Raw genomic sequence first — 13318 nt, forward strand, 5'->3', positions numbered from 1 at the left:
GGCGGGACCGCAATCGACACTAGCGGATCAAACCCTCATGATCGAGAGCCCGGTTTCACAGTCGGCTGTGGGTGTCCTCGTGGTGCGGCCGTCCGTGCGGGTCCTCCCGGTCGATCCGCAACTCCCGCTCCAACTCGCCGATGACCGCCCGCAGGTCGTCCAGCCGTTGGGTGAGCGCGATGCGGTCCACCTCGTCGGGTACGCCGTCGCCGTCGGAGTCGTAGCCGGGGGCCAACCGCTCGGTCATCTCCAGGCGACGGGCCTCCTCCATCGAGTTGACGATGACCGCGATGAGGATGTTGAGCAGGAGGTTGACGGTGATCACCACGTAGCTGACGTAGTAGAGCAGCGTCCACGGCGAGATGGCCAGGCCCTGCTCGATGAGGTCCGGCAGTGTCTCCAGCGAGAGCAGCACGAACAAGGTCAGCAGCGACCGGCCGATGTCGCCGTACTCGTCCGGGTACCGGTCGCCGAAGATCAGCCAACCGGCCATCCCGTACACGTAGAGCGTCACCATCGCCAGGGCGAGGAACCCGGTGACGCCGGGCAGGCTGCGCCACAGCGCGGACACGATGGTCCGCAGGCCCGGCGAGAAGCGCACCAGTCGGACCATCCGGGCGACCCGCACGACGCGCAGCAGCGCCGTGTCACCGTGCAGGCCCGGAACGAAGATGGCCGCGATCACGACGAAGTCGAAGACGTTCCAGCCGTGCCGGAAGAAGTCCTGCGGACGTCGGCCGTAGGCCGCCAGCCGGATGCCGATCTCGACGACGAAGACGGCGCGGAAGAGCAGCTCCAGCCCGTGCAGCGCCCGGGTCGCGGGGACCAGACCGTCGTACGTCTCCAGACCGAGGACGATCCCGTTGGAGAGGATGACGACGACGATGCCGATCTCGAAGGGGCGGGACCGGGCGAGGCGTGCGCAGGCGTCGGCAAGCGCGGGCCGACCACGTCCGGGTGTGGACGGTGCGCGCCGCTGGGCGGGCGCCCCGCTCATTCGGCGGCCGAACCGTTGGCGCGCGCCGACGCCGTCGCGGGGGCCCATCTCCGGTCGTCGTGGTGGCGGCGCGGAGGCATGCCACCACCCTAGCCAAGATCACGGATGCGGGGGTGGCCGTGCACCTGAACGGCGAACAGTGTTTGCTGTTTAGAGTGGGTCGGTGAGCGACACACCCAGGAGATCCGGCGACCGCGACACCAGCCGGCAGCCGATCTGGGCCAGGCCCGAACGGGGCGCCCGTGGGCCCGTTCCGACGCACAGCCGGGACGCCATCGTCAGGGCCGCCGTCACCCTGGCCGACGCCGAGGGACTCGCCGCGGTGTCGATGCGCGCCGTCGCCTCCGCGCTCGGCACCGGCGCCGGATCGCTCTACCGGTACCTGTCGTCCCGCGACGACCTGCTGGACCTGATGACCGACCGGGTGGTGGGGGAGCTGCGGCCGTACCCGTCGGCGCGCGGCGACTGGCTCGACGAGATGCTGCTGGTGGCCCGCCAGCAGTTGGGGCTCTACCGCGCCCACCCGTGGCTGGTCGAGGTGATCCAACGGCCGTCCGGCGTCGGCCCCGAGAGTCTGGCGTGGTTCGACAACTGCATCCGGATCCTGCAACCCGTGCGCTGTGCCGTCAGCGCCAAGTTCGAGGCGATCGCCATGCTGACCGGTGTGGTGAGCCTCTTCGCCCGCAGTGCGGCCGCCGCCGGGTCGGTGAGCTTCGCCGGCGCCGATCTTTCGGCATACCCGCACCTGGTCGAGGCGTTCCGCCAGCCCGCGCCGCCGGCGCCCCGCACGGACCTCTTCGAGCGGACGCTGCGCGGTCTGTTGACCGGCCTGCTCGCCGCGTCGCCCGAGGTGGGCTGACCCGGGGCGTACCCGAGGTTGTCCCGACCGTTCGGCGTCGCGCCGGGCGGGTGACGGAGACGTACACGTACACCCGTCACCCGCCCGATGGGTCGCGGCCGGTCAGGCCCGCGCGGCCCGGACGGCGTCGCGCAGCGGTGTGCTCGGCCTGCCGATCAGCCGGCTGAGGTCGTCGCTGTCGGTGGCCAGCTCGCCGATGGCGATCGAGTGGTCGAGCGCGGCGACGAACCCGGCGGTGCCGGCGTCGAGCCCGACGTTCTCCAGCGCCGAGGCCAGCTCGGCGGCCGACAGGTCGCGGTGGACGACAGTGGTGCCGGTCACCTCGGTGACGGCGTCGGCCAGCTCGTCGAAGGTGAACGCGGTGCCACCCAACTCGTAGACGGCGTTGCCGTCCTCGTCCCTGGTGAGCGCGGCCGCGGCGGCGGCCGCGTAGTCGATCCGTGCGGCGGCGGAGACCTTGCTGCCGCCGGTGGCGCCGAGGATGGTGCCGCTCTGCAGGTACTGCGGAAGCTGGTCGGTGTAGTTCTCGGTGTACCAGCTGTTGCGCAGCACCGTGTGGGGCAGGCCCGACGCGGCCAGGACCTCCTCGGTCGCCTTGTGCTCCGGGGCGAGCGGGTTCGTGGTCGTGTCCGCCTTCAGGATGCTGGTGTAGACGACGCGCCCGACCCCGGCGAGCGCGGCGGCCTCGATGACCGCGGTGTGCTGGGCGGTCCGCTGGCCGGGGGTGTCGCCGGAGATGAGCAGCAGGCGGCGGACGCCGGCCACGGCGCCGGGCAGCGTCGACGGGTCGTCGTAGTCGGCCCGGCGGATCTCGATCCCGCGTGCGGCGAGGTCGGCGGCCTTCTCCGGGCTGCGGACGACGGCGGCGATCTCGGTGGCGGGCACGCCGGTGTCGAGCAGTTGCTCGATCACCAGGCGGCCCAGCCGGCCGGTGGCACCGGTGACGGCGTACGTGGGCATGGGGACCTCCGAGCGTCGGGAGCGAACGTAAGCACTTACGAATCTACAGTACTATCGGTCAAGTAAGCGTCGGGTAGGCTGGTGAGGTGAGCGACATGCCGGTCCAGGACCCGCAGGGGCCTACCCAGGACCTCGTCAGCGATGTCTTCGCGCGGGGTTGTACCTCCCGTGCCGCCTTCGAGGACGTCACCTCGAAGTGGGCCTCGCTCGTCCTGCTCGCGCTCGGGGAGGGCCGCTACCGGTTCAACGCGCTGCGACGGCGCGTCGACGGCGTCAGTGAGCGGATGCTCTCCCAGACCCTGCAGACCCTCGAACGCGACGGCATGCTCACCCGCGAGGTGCTCACGGCGATCCCGCCGCGTGTCGAATACTCGTTGACGCCCCTCGGCGCCCGGGTCGCCGAGCAGTTGCGCGGCCTCGCGGACCTGCTGGAAGCCTCGGTACCCGAGTTGCAGACCGCCCGGGCACGCGAGCGGGACCAGTAGGTCAGGCGCGGAGCGTCTCGCGGGGTGGTACGCCGTAGCTGGCGTGGTAGCGGGCGGTGAACCTGCTGTGGTTGGCGAACCCCCAGCGACTCGCGATGGCCGACACGGTCTCCTGCCGGGGGTCGGCCCGGACCAGGTCGTGGTGGGCCCGGTCGAGCCGGATCCTGCGCAGGTGCGCCATCGGGGTCGTGCCGAGATGGCGGCGGAAGGCGAGTTGCACCGCGCGCTGGGAGACGGCGGCGGCGCCGGCGATGTCGGCGGCGCCGATGTCCCGGTCCGCGTTCTCCTCCATGAAGGCGATGGCGCGGCGCACGGTGGCGGTGCTGGCGTCGCGGCGGTCCTCGGCGGTCTCGTCGGTGAACGCCGTGTTCGGAAAGATCGCGAGCGCCGACGCGGCGAGCATCCGCGCGGCGTTGCCGATCACCAACGGCTGGGCGTTGGCGTTCGGGATGCTCGCCACGACGTCGCTGACGTAACTGGTGGTCCGCTGCCACTGCCGGGCGAGCAGGGGGTCGACGCCGCCGAGGCCGGTGAATCGGATCTGGCCGGGCCTGCGGGCCGTGGCAGCGGTCGCCACCTGCGTCAGCACCCCGAGGTCCAGGACGCAGAGTTCCACCTCGCCGGGGTCCCATCGCAGCTTGAACGGCTGACCGGGCCGGGTGACGAGGAAGGCGTCGCCGGGACCGAAGAGGTGGGTCGACCCCGCGCTGGCGCGGCTGATCCCCGCGGTGCGGGTGCGGCAGACGACAAGTCCGTCCATCTCGCCCACCTCGATGTCGAGATGAGCGGTCTGCCGGGTCGTGGCGAGGGCGAACGGGCCGGCGTCGACGCGCTGATGGACGAGGTGGTATCCGGCCTCGCCGGCGCGGATCCGCAGGTCCGTGGTGTACGTGCTGGCCAGGAAGCGGTGGATGGCCGCCGGGTCGCGGCTGTCGAATCCTCGGGTCTGCACTGGTGACGTCATCCGCTGTCTCCGTCCGGGAGGAAACCGCCGGATGGGGACCAGGGCCGGCGGTGTGTTCGGGACGTGTCCGGGCGCACGCGCCGCTGATCGCGGCACGTTGCTGACCGGCGGTACGGCGGTGGTGGCGGTCTCCCCGGTGCCGCCCGCGAGTGGGGCGGTCGAAAGAGGACCCAGTGGACCTCGGGTGTCGGCGGAGGGACGGGTGGTGACCGGTCGAGCGGTGTCGAGGTGGGCGGAACGTTAAGCATTCCCAACAACTCATATATCCATTGATGGGAATTCCACCATACGACAGTCGGCGGCGCCCTGTCGGCGATACGCCAATATGGCGAGCCGACTTCGCTTTTCGACTATCGCGCGCCGCGATCCTGCGCCTGCTGTCCTAGTCGTCCCGCCGGCCGCAACGAAATCTTGTTCATGATCCCCGGGCGTCGTCGGCGTCCGGACCGCTGCCGGAGATCCGGCCAGCAGGCGGAGGTGAGGCGTTGGACAGTACCGATCCGGAGCGCGTCGTTCGACTGGCGGTGGCCGAGGCGCTGGCGCGGGTGGCGGACGAGGACAGCCTGGGGCTGGGCGAGGGCGATGCGCTGGTGAGCCTCGGCGCCGCTCTGCGTACGGTGGTGCGCCGTGCGCTCGACGACCGGGTGCCGCTGACCACGCCCGAGTTCGTCGACCTGTGCCGCGACCTGCGGCTCAACCGTGACTCCTTCGACCTGCTGGGGCACTACCTGCTCACGGCGTTGCTGGCGCACCACGTGGGGCCGGACGCCCTGGTCCGCGTCGGGGCGCTCCTCGGCACCGTCCGACGCTACCTGCCGGCCCCCCGGCCACCCGCGCACCGCAACAGCGGTCCGGAGCCGCGGCGACGCGACGTGCGCGCGGACAACAGCGTCGTGGGTCGGTACCGGCGCACGAAGCTGCCCGAGCACCTGCCCAGTCCGCCGAGCTGGACCTGCACCGGATGTGGCCGCGAATGGCCCTGCGCGACCAAGCAGAGCCAACTGCTCGCCGAGTTCGGCGGGGCGCGTGCCTCTCTCGCCGTCTACCTCGGTTCCTGCCTCGTCGCCGCAGCCCAGGATCTGCCGACGCTGCCCCTCCCGCGAGCACGACTCCGCTTCCTGGGTTGGCTGCCTCGCGCCCGGATCTGACGACGACGCGCCGCCCCGAGCACTAGGCAAGCGCACATCGATGCGATGGAATGTCCTCGACGCGTCGTACCCGGGAGGACACCGATGTCGACCGCCCGACCCCGCGCACGGATCGCCACCGTCCTGGCCAGCCTGCTGGTCGCGGCGCTCGCCGCCGCCCCCGCCGCCGCCTCGCCGGTGGCCCAGCCGGCCACCCGACACCGCCCGACGCCGCCGCACGTCGTCGGCACCGGGACGGTCCCCGCCTACTCCTACGCCGACGCGATCAGGGAGAGCGTCTGGGTCGAGACCCGCGCCGACAGCGACGGCGACGGCGTGCGCGACCGGGTGGCTGTGGACGTCGTCCGACCCCGGGAGGCGGCCGCCGCCGGGGTCCGCGTGCCGGTCATCATGGAAGCCTCGCCCTACTACCTCTGCTGCGGCCGCGGCAACGAGGGCGAACTCAAGACGTACGACGCGGCAGGCGTCATCGCCAAGGTGCCGCTCTTCTACGACAACTACTTCGTCCCGCGCGGATACGCCTTCGTCGCCGTCGACCTCGCCGGCACCGCCCGCTCGACCGGCTGCGAGGACGTCGGAGGGCCGGTCGAGGTGGGCAGCGCCAAGGCGGTGGTGGACTGGCTCAACGGCCGGGCCCGCGCCTTCACGGGCGACGGTCGACGGGTGGACGCCGGCTGGAGCACGGGTCGGGTCGGCATGATCGGCAAGTCGTGGGACGGCTCGGTCGCCAACGGGGTCGCCGCCACGGGCGTGCCGGGCCTGGCCACCATCGTGCCGATCTCGGCGATCTCCAGCTGGTACGACTACATGCGCTACCGGGGGATGTTGACCGCCACCGACTATCCCGGCTTCCTGCACTCCGACGTCAACGGCCGCCCCGAGGATGCCTGTGCGCAGGTGCTGGCCCGGCTGCGTGCGGGCAGTGCGGAGGAGACCGGGAACTACAACCGGTTCTGGGCGCAGCGGAACTACCGGCCCTCGGCCGACCGGGTCCGGGCCAGCGTCTTCGTGGCACACGGCCTCAACGATCTCAACGTCACGACAAACCAGTTCGCCGACTGGTGGCAGGAGTTGGCCGAGCGGGGAGTGCCCCGCAAGCTGTGGTTGTCCCAGTCCGGCCACCAGGACCCGTTCGACGTGCGACGCGCCGAGTGGGTGGCAGCCCTGCACCGCTGGTTCGACTACTGGTTGCAGGGGCTGCCCAACGGGGTGATGGACGAGCCGCGGGTCGACCTGCAGACCGCACCGCACACGTGGACGACGCAACGCGACTGGCCCGCCCCCGGCACCCGGAACGTCCGCGTGCCCCTCGGCGTCGGCGACGGCGTGACCGGCACCCTTGGCGGGCGCGGGGCGCGGCCCGGCCGGGAGCAGGCGTACGTCGACGCGTCGTTGACCGAGGAGGAGGTGACCGCCGAGCCGAACACCGCGACCGCCGGCCGGTTGGTCTTCCTCTCCGGCGCCCTGCGCACTCCACTGCGGATCTCGGGCAGCCCGTCCGTGCGGCTGCGGATCCGGGTGGACCGGCCGACCACCGAGCTGAGCGCCCGGCTTGTCGACTACGGCAGCGCCGAGCGCACCAGCTTCGGGGGCGTGCGGACGCTTGACACCGAGTCCTGCTGGGGAGCGTCCACCGACGTCGACGACGCCTGTTACCACGACACCCAGGAGATCACCGAGGTCTCCGACCACGCGGTGCTGACCCGGGGCTGGCTGGACGCGGCGCACCACCGCACACTGCGGTTCACCACGCCGCTGCGGCCGGACCGGTGGTACACGGTGACCGTGCCGCTGAGCGCGTACGACGCGGTGGTGCCGGCCGGGCACGTCCTCGGCCTGGTGCTCTGCCAGAGCGACCCGGAGTTCACCGAGACCGACGACCAGGACGCCACAGTCCGGGTCGACCTCGGTCGCAGCGACCTGATCCTTCCGGTCACCGGCCGGGCCGGGCTGCCCCCCGTCGACGTCGCACCGTCGGTGCGCACCGCGCCGAGCCAGCCGTCGGCGGCGAGGTCGGCGCACGAGCCGCGGCAGCGGCCCTGACTCCCGCCGGCACCCGTCCGGCGGCACGCCCCGCTGTCGGGGGATGACCCTCCGCCGCGTCTGGCCGCGCCTTCAACGGGCTCTGCCAGGGTGTTCATCGTGCGCCCGCCCGTCGTACGGCGGGCGTTCACCCACCTCTCCGAGGCTTCTAGATCGAAAGAGCATTCGCTTGATCGAGGAGAGGCTCTCACGTGAGAGACAAGCAAGCCGAAGAGGTCGAGCACGCGCAGCTGTCGCGGCGCAAGCTGGTCAAGTACGCGGGCGTCGGCGCGACGCTGGCCGCGGCCAGCCCGCTCGTGGGCGCTGGCACGGCGTGGGCCGACGAGGAGCGCCGACCCGGCGACGACACGAGCGACCGGGGCAACGCCAGGAACCGGTCCTGGCGCGCTGGTGACCACCACGTGCACTCCGAGTACAGCGGCGAGTTCGACACCACGAAGAGCCCGATCGTGTTCCACAAGGGCGCGGACGCGGTCTACCCGATCGTCACCAACGCGATCATGGCCAAGAACTTCGGTCTGACCTGGGCGATGTGCACCGACCACGGTGGGCCGACGCACTCGAAGGTGAACATCGAGCAGGCGTACCCCGACCTGTTGCGCTCGCGCAAGCTGGTCCCCGAGGTGCTCCAGTTCTGGGGCATGGAGTTCGACGCGCCCTCGCTCGACCACCACACGCTCATGATCCCGCGCCACGACGACGAGGCGAAGCAGCTCTTCGAGCTGGAGAGCCGGTTCGCCAAGTACGACGCGTTCCCCACCGACCCGGCCCGCGACACCGAGGCCAGGATGGTGGAGTTCCTCAAGGTCGCCCGGGGCATGCCGCACAAGCCGCTGGTCATCGCCCACCACGCGTCCCGCTCGGCCACCGGTCTCGGCGTCTACGGCCAGGACACCCCGCGGGAGTTCCGCAACGGCAACAACGCCGCGCCGGATGTCTACATCGGCTTCGAGGGTGCGCCCGGTCACCAGGCCGGACCGCTCAACGGCGGCAAGCGTGGCGGGTACGGCAACCACCCCACCTACGGCGGCTTCGACCAGATGACCGCCCGGGTCGGTGGGCTCTGGGACTCGCTGCTCGGTGAGGGCCGGCGCTGGTGGATCACCGCGACGTCGGACTCGCACGTGCACTGGTCGCGCGGCGGCTCGGACTTCTGGCCCGGCGAGTACAGCAAGACCTACGTGCACGCCCGCCAGGACTACGGCGACATCATGGACGGCCTGCGCAACGGCCGGATCTGGGTGACCACCGGCGACCTGATCCGCAGCCTCGACGTGACCGCCACGTCCCAGGGGCGGACGGCCGAGGTCGGCGAGACCATCACGGTCAGCCGCCGCAGCCGCACCGACGTCGAGATCGAGATCACGTTCCGTCCGCTGAACGGTGTGAACGGCAACGGGGACCGTCCCGAGGTCCGTCGGGTGGACCTGATCGTCGGCCAGATCACCGGACCGAGCGCCAACCTGGACGCCGACACCAACCCCACCACCAAGGTGGTGGCCCGGTTCGGCCCGCGGGACTGGCGTCGCCAGGGTGCGGACTACGTCATCAGGCACACCCTGCGCAACGTCGAGGCCGACATGTACGCACGGGTGCGCGGCACCAGCACCGACGAGGCCGAGCCGCTCGCCGACGGGCTGGAGAGCCCGTGGGACGACCTGTGGTTCTACTCGAACCCGGTGTTCGTGCACGTGCGCTGACCCAGCGCTGATCCGGGCCCGCCGGCACGCCTCGACCAGGACGGTCAGGCGACGCCGGCGGGCCCGCGTCGTGCCACCGGAACCCTCTCGTCGTTCACGAGAGGTGCGTCAGGATTCTGGCGTGCGGGGACGCGCACCTCGTGACCGACGAGGTGCGGTGGGATCCGGCGGGGTGGGTGGTGCCTGGTCGGGCCGCACCTCGGCGACCGCCTGGCAGAGATCGCGCAGCGGGTCGATCGCCTGGGTCGAGCAGGCGACCCGTTGCAGCAATGCCCGCAGGGTCGCCGACTCGGTCGGCGTGAGCGCCCCCAGCAGGTGCGCCTCCACCTGCCGCAGCGCCCCGCGCCGCTGCTCCCAGGCCGCCCGCCCGGCGTCGGTGACGTCCACCAGCCGGCTGCGCCGGTCGGCCGGATCCGCGCGCCGGGCCACGAACCCGGGGCGTTCGAGGTCGTCGATCAGGTAGGTGAGCACCGTCCGGTCGATGCCCAGCTCCTCGGCGATCGCGCCCTGGTTGCGGGCCGGTCCGGTGGCCGCGGCGGTGAGCACCTGGTAGCCGCGCGGGCCGCCGGGGAAGTCGATCAGGGTGTGCTCGGCTGCCCGGACGTAGCCCCGGAAGACGATCCCCAGCATCCAGCCGAGGTCGTCGTCGAGGGGATCGGGCCGGTCCGGCCGGTCGCTGTCACCCGTCATGCCCCGACAATAGCGCAGGACGACCAACCTTGTTGGCAACAGATGTTCTGTCTGACATAAGGTTGAGGTCACGACGCATCGTCCGACGCGTCACGACGGGAGGCTCGCACCATGAGCGACTACGGCCACGACCTGGTCTTCGGATCGTTCACCACGCCCGGCAACGACGACCCGGACCGCACTGTCGCCCTCGCGGTCCTGGCCGAGCAGGTAGGGCTGGACCTGGTCACCTTCCAGGACCACCCGTACCAGCCGCGGTTTCTGGACACCTGGACGCTGCTGAGCTTCGTCGCGGCGCGGACGGACCGGGTGCACCTCTCGGCGAACGTCACAAACCTCCCGCTGCGCCCGCCCGCCGTGCTCGCCCGCAGCGTCGCCAGCCTCGACCTGCTCAGCGGCGGTCGGGTCGCGCTGGGTCTCGGCGCGGGAGCGTTCTGGGACGCCATCGAGGCGATGGGCGGCCGGCGGCTGACCCCCGGGCAGGGCGTGCGGGCGCTGGAGGAGGCCGTCGACGTCATCCGGCAGCTGTGGGACGCGCAGGCGCGCGGTGGCGTACGGGTCGACGGCGAGTTCCACCGGGTGGTCGGCGCCAGGCGCGGTCCCGCACCCGCCCACGCGGTGCCGATCTGGCTCGGGGCGTACAAGCCGCGCATGCTCGCGCTCACCGGTCGCCGGGCCGACGGCTGGCTTCCGTCACTTGACTATCTCCAGCCCGGTGACCTGGCCCGGGGCAACACAATCATCGACGACGCCGCGATCGAGGCAGGCCGCTCGCCAGGCGACGTCCGCCGCCTGCTCAACATCTCCGGCACCTTCTCGTCGGCAGGGGGCGGCCTGTTGCACGGGCCCGCCGAGCAGTGGGTACGGGAGCTTGTCGAGTTGGCGCTGGGCGATGGCGTCGGCACGTTCATCCTCGCCAGCGACGACCCCGACGACCTGCGCCGGTTCGCCGGCGAGGTGGCCCCCGCCGTGCGCGAACTGGTCGCGGCCGAACGCGACGGCGGCGCCGCGTCGGCGCGTACTCCCGCCGAGTCCGTGGTGGCCGCGGAGCCGGCGGCTGTCGTCGCGCCTCCCGCGCGGCCGGCCCGCGCGAGGGTGACCGCCGGGGCCTTCGCGGTGGTGCCGACGCCCGACGACGGCCGGCGGCTCAGCGACCGGCAGGTCTGGGACGAGTCCGCACGCCCCACCGGGCCCGCGCCCGACCCGACGCGCGCCTACACGGCGCACGAGCAGGCCAACGGTCAGCACCTCGTGCAGGTGCACGACGGCCTGCGCGGCGAACTGGCCCAGATCCACGACCTGATCGAGCAGGTCGCGGCGGGCGAGATCGACGCCGGTACGGCCCGATCGCACATCAACACGATGACCATGCGGCAGAACCGGTGGACGCTTGGCGCCTACTGCGAGTCCTACTGCCGCATCGTCACCACCCACCACACCATCGAGGACCAGGCTCTGTTTCCGCGGCTGCGGCAGGCCGACCCGCGGCTGCGGCCTGTCGTCGATCGGCTGGAGCAGGAGCACCACGTCATTCACGAGGTGTTGGAGGGCGTCGACAAGGCGCTTGTCGCGTACGTCGGAGCGCCGGACGGCCTGGCCGAGCTGCGCGCCGCGGTGAACCTGCTTACCGACGCCCTGCTGTCGCACCTCAGCTACGAGGAGCGCGAGCTGGTCGAGCCGCTGGCCCGCCTGGGGGTGAGCTGATCGGCGGAACCGTCAGTTGGTGACCCCGAAGCACTCCTGTCCCGGTTGATCGCCGGCGGGGTGGTAGCAGGCGCGCAGGCGCGACGGATCGGGCGCCGCGATCATCGCCGTGGTGGTCACCTGCTGGTCCGTCGCCGGGGTCGCCGCGACGGCGGTCTGGGGTTGGGTGTCCGGTCCGCTGATCTCGACGCGGAAGCCGGCGTGCGTGGGCCAGGCGCGGATCCAACCGGCCCGGCAGCTCGGGCTGAGGCGGATCTCCAGCCGGGTCCCGTCGGCAGCGATGTGCGACGCCAGGGTGACCGGGTCCTCGCAGGCCGTGGTGCGGGGGTTGCGGCCCTCGCAGTCCCGCAGCTCGCAGATGGGTGGGCGGGCGCCCGCGACGGAGCTGGCACGCGAGGCGTGCACCACAGCGGCGGGCGTGACCATCGCCGCGCACGCCAGCGCGACCCCGACCGCGCTGGCCACCGGACGGCTGGCGACCAGATCGGACGCCGCCAGCAGCGCTCTGCGGACGAGCCCCGAGCGCCGCCGAGGCGGTGGGTCGGCGAGCGCGACGTCGGATGCCGGCCCCGCGCCGGCGGGAGCGCTCCGCGCGCGGCCGCTCCAGGCCGCGTCTGCCACGTCCCAGCAGGTCAGGACCCTGCCGTCGGGCTCACACGCGGCCTCGCACAGCGCCCGGACCGCCTGACGGGGCGGGAACTGCTTGCCGTTGAGATAGCGTTCCCACGACGACCTGCTGATGGCCGTCGCCGCCGCCAACTGGTCCAGACTCAGGCGGCTACGGTCCTTCAGCTCACGCAGCTCGGTGACCAGGAGCGTGCAGGGCGCGGGCAGCGTGTGCGGGAGCGCCCTCCAGCGGGTCGCGTTCGGTGGGTACGCCATCGCCGGTCCCTCGCTCATCGCACGTGCCGCAACAACTGCCACGTCTGCTGACTGACGATCCCGTCGGCGGGCAGGTGATCCTGGAGCTGCAACCGCTTGACCTCGGCCTCGGTGTGCTCGCCGAAGTATCCGTCCACCTCGCCGGGGGACAGGTTGTGGCGTCGCAGCAGACACTGCACCTCGGCGGCGTCCGGACCGGTGCTGTTGCGCATCACCAGGTGCGACGTGGTGGTGCTGTTGCCGGCGAACAGGAGGTCGCCCCGCTGGGTGTACGTGCACGCGTACTTGCCGACGTCGGTCGCCACTGCGGGATCCTCCTCGCGCCAGGGATCGACGAGCAGCAGTATCGAGGTGACGGCGGAGAGCAGCAGCGCGCTCCCGGCGACGGACAGCGCCGCGACCCGAATCCGCGGCTCGGCCTGATCAGGCGCCGGCCCGTCCGTGTCACCGGGCGCCGTGACCTCGGTCGACGGTGCCTCGGCCTGCTGGCTGGCCGCGAGCAGGGCGAGCAGGGAGACCGGGTCGGCCCGGGTGATCTGGGCGAGGGCGACGATCGCCGTCTCCGGTGGCAGCGCCTTTCCGTTGAGGTACCGCTCCCAGGAGGAGGCGCTGAACGCCGTCTTCGTCCCCAGCGCCTTCAGGCTCAGCCCGCTGTGATCCTTGAGCTGACGCAACCGGACGACGAGCCGGTGCGCGTGCTGATCCAACGTCTCCGGCAGGGTCCGCCACCTCACGATGCGCTCCGTGGCGGCACCAGCCCCCAGAGGGATCGCGGGCAGGTCTTCGTCAAGGGATCGGACCATTCGCCGTCGGCAATGTGACCGGTTGTCAGATTAGCGCCCCGATCACCGTGGCTCAATGTCGCCGTCCGATATCCCGCGACGTA

Annotated in this window: 12 protein-coding genes; 6 read left to right on the top strand and 6 right to left on the bottom strand. The window is 71.9% G+C overall.

Translation table 11 applies throughout. The features are described 5' to 3' along the window. Nucleotides 1-55: 55 nt before the first annotated feature. A complete protein-coding gene (locus tag OOJ91_RS01145) occupies nucleotides 56-997 on the bottom strand; it encodes an ion transporter (RefSeq protein WP_266241451.1) in 942 nt (313 codons plus the stop codon). A gap of 163 nt (nucleotides 998-1160) precedes the next feature. Here OOJ91_RS01145 and OOJ91_RS01150 point away from each other — a divergent pair, with 163 nt between their 5' ends. Continuing rightward, on the top strand, nucleotides 1161-1856 hold the full coding sequence (locus OOJ91_RS01150) for a TetR/AcrR family transcriptional regulator (protein WP_266241453.1): 696 nt from the start codon (nucleotides 1161-1163) through the stop codon (nucleotides 1854-1856). A 102-nt stretch (nucleotides 1857-1958) separates the two neighbouring features. Here OOJ91_RS01150 and OOJ91_RS01155 read toward each other — a convergent pair whose 3' ends face one another. Beyond that, the gene (locus OOJ91_RS01155) at nucleotides 1959-2816 is read right to left on the bottom strand and encodes an SDR family oxidoreductase (protein WP_266241455.1); all 858 of its coding nucleotides are present in this window, start codon (nucleotides 2814-2816) and stop codon (nucleotides 1959-1961) included. A gap of 95 nt (nucleotides 2817-2911) precedes the next feature. Here OOJ91_RS01155 and OOJ91_RS01160 point away from each other — a divergent pair, with 95 nt between their 5' ends. After that, nucleotides 2912-3301: a winged helix-turn-helix transcriptional regulator gene (locus OOJ91_RS01160; RefSeq protein ID WP_266245216.1), complete on the top strand. Its 390-nt coding sequence runs from the start codon at nucleotides 2912-2914 to the stop codon at nucleotides 3299-3301. Between the two features lies 1 nt (nucleotide 3302). Here the strand turns inward: OOJ91_RS01160 and OOJ91_RS01165 are convergent, their stop codons facing one another. Further along, nucleotides 3303-4265, bottom strand: a complete 963-nt coding sequence (locus OOJ91_RS01165) for a helix-turn-helix transcriptional regulator (protein ID WP_266241457.1) — start codon at nucleotides 4263-4265, stop codon at nucleotides 3303-3305. Between the two features lie 485 nt (nucleotides 4266-4750). On the opposite strand from OOJ91_RS01165, the gene OOJ91_RS01170 reads away from it, so the two are divergent. The 3 genes from OOJ91_RS01170 (at nucleotide 4751) to OOJ91_RS01180 (ending at nucleotide 9156) form a co-directional block, all read left to right on the top strand. After that, nucleotides 4751-5413 carry a hypothetical protein gene (locus OOJ91_RS01170; protein ID WP_266241459.1) on the top strand — a complete coding sequence of 221 codons (663 nt, stop codon included), beginning with the start codon at nucleotides 4751-4753 and terminating at the stop codon, nucleotides 5411-5413. Nucleotides 5414-5497: 84 nt separating this feature from the next. Beyond that, entirely contained in the window at nucleotides 5498-7456 is a 1959-nt protein-coding gene (locus tag OOJ91_RS01175; RefSeq protein WP_266241461.1) for a Xaa-Pro dipeptidyl-peptidase, read from the top strand. 191 nt (nucleotides 7457-7647) lie between these two features. Beyond that, a complete protein-coding gene (locus OOJ91_RS01180) occupies nucleotides 7648-9156 on the top strand; it encodes a phosphoesterase (RefSeq protein ID WP_266241463.1) in 1509 nt (502 codons plus the stop codon). 108 nt (nucleotides 9157-9264) lie between these two features. On the opposite strand, the gene OOJ91_RS01185 is transcribed toward OOJ91_RS01180, so the two are convergent. After that, the gene (locus OOJ91_RS01185) at nucleotides 9265-9846 is read right to left on the bottom strand and encodes a MarR family winged helix-turn-helix transcriptional regulator (protein ID WP_266241465.1); all 582 of its coding nucleotides are present in this window, start codon (nucleotides 9844-9846) and stop codon (nucleotides 9265-9267) included. A 111-nt stretch (nucleotides 9847-9957) separates the two neighbouring features. Here OOJ91_RS01185 and OOJ91_RS01190 point away from each other — a divergent pair, with 111 nt between their 5' ends. Next, nucleotides 9958-11550, top strand: a complete 1593-nt coding sequence (locus tag OOJ91_RS01190) for an LLM class flavin-dependent oxidoreductase (RefSeq protein WP_266241467.1) — start codon at nucleotides 9958-9960, stop codon at nucleotides 11548-11550. A gap of 12 nt (nucleotides 11551-11562) precedes the next feature. Here the strand turns inward: OOJ91_RS01190 and OOJ91_RS01195 are convergent, their stop codons facing one another. Then, on the bottom strand, nucleotides 11563-12432 hold the full coding sequence (locus OOJ91_RS01195; protein WP_266241469.1) for a helix-turn-helix domain-containing protein: 870 nt from the start codon (nucleotides 12430-12432) through the stop codon (nucleotides 11563-11565). A 14-nt stretch (nucleotides 12433-12446) separates the two neighbouring features. Beyond that, nucleotides 12447-13166 (bottom strand): helix-turn-helix domain-containing protein, encoded by a 720-nt coding sequence (locus tag OOJ91_RS01200; RefSeq protein ID WP_266241470.1) that lies wholly within the window; start codon nucleotides 13164-13166, stop codon nucleotides 12447-12449. Nucleotides 13167-13318: the final 152 nt, after the last annotated feature.

This window comes from Micromonospora lupini (assembly GCF_026342015.1).
GTDB lineage: Bacteria > Actinomycetota > Actinomycetes > Mycobacteriales > Micromonosporaceae > Micromonospora > Micromonospora lupini_B.

Bases quoted from the DNA above. Each gene is read 5' to 3' on its own strand.
- OOJ91_RS01190 (WP_266241467.1), top strand. From the start codon at position 9,958: ATGAGCGACTACGGCCACGACCTGGTCTTCGGATCGTTCACCACGCCC.
- OOJ91_RS01185 (WP_266241465.1), bottom strand. From the start codon at position 9,846: ATGACGGGTGACAGCGACCGGCCGGACCGGCCCGATCCCCTCGACGAC.
- OOJ91_RS01155 (WP_266241455.1), bottom strand. From the start codon at position 2,816: ATGCCCACGTACGCCGTCACCGGTGCCACCGGCCGGCTGGGCCGCCTG.
- OOJ91_RS01145 (WP_266241451.1), bottom strand. From the start codon at position 997: ATGAGCGGGGCGCCCGCCCAGCGGCGCGCACCGTCCACACCCGGACGT.
- OOJ91_RS01175 (WP_266241461.1), top strand. From the start codon at position 5,498: ATGTCGACCGCCCGACCCCGCGCACGGATCGCCACCGTCCTGGCCAGC.
- OOJ91_RS01160 (WP_266245216.1), top strand. From the start codon at position 2,912: ATGCCGGTCCAGGACCCGCAGGGGCCTACCCAGGACCTCGTCAGCGAT.
- OOJ91_RS01195 (WP_266241469.1), bottom strand. From the start codon at position 12,432: ATGGCGTACCCACCGAACGCGACCCGCTGGAGGGCGCTCCCGCACACG.
- OOJ91_RS01165 (WP_266241457.1), bottom strand. From the start codon at position 4,265: ATGACGTCACCAGTGCAGACCCGAGGATTCGACAGCCGCGACCCGGCG.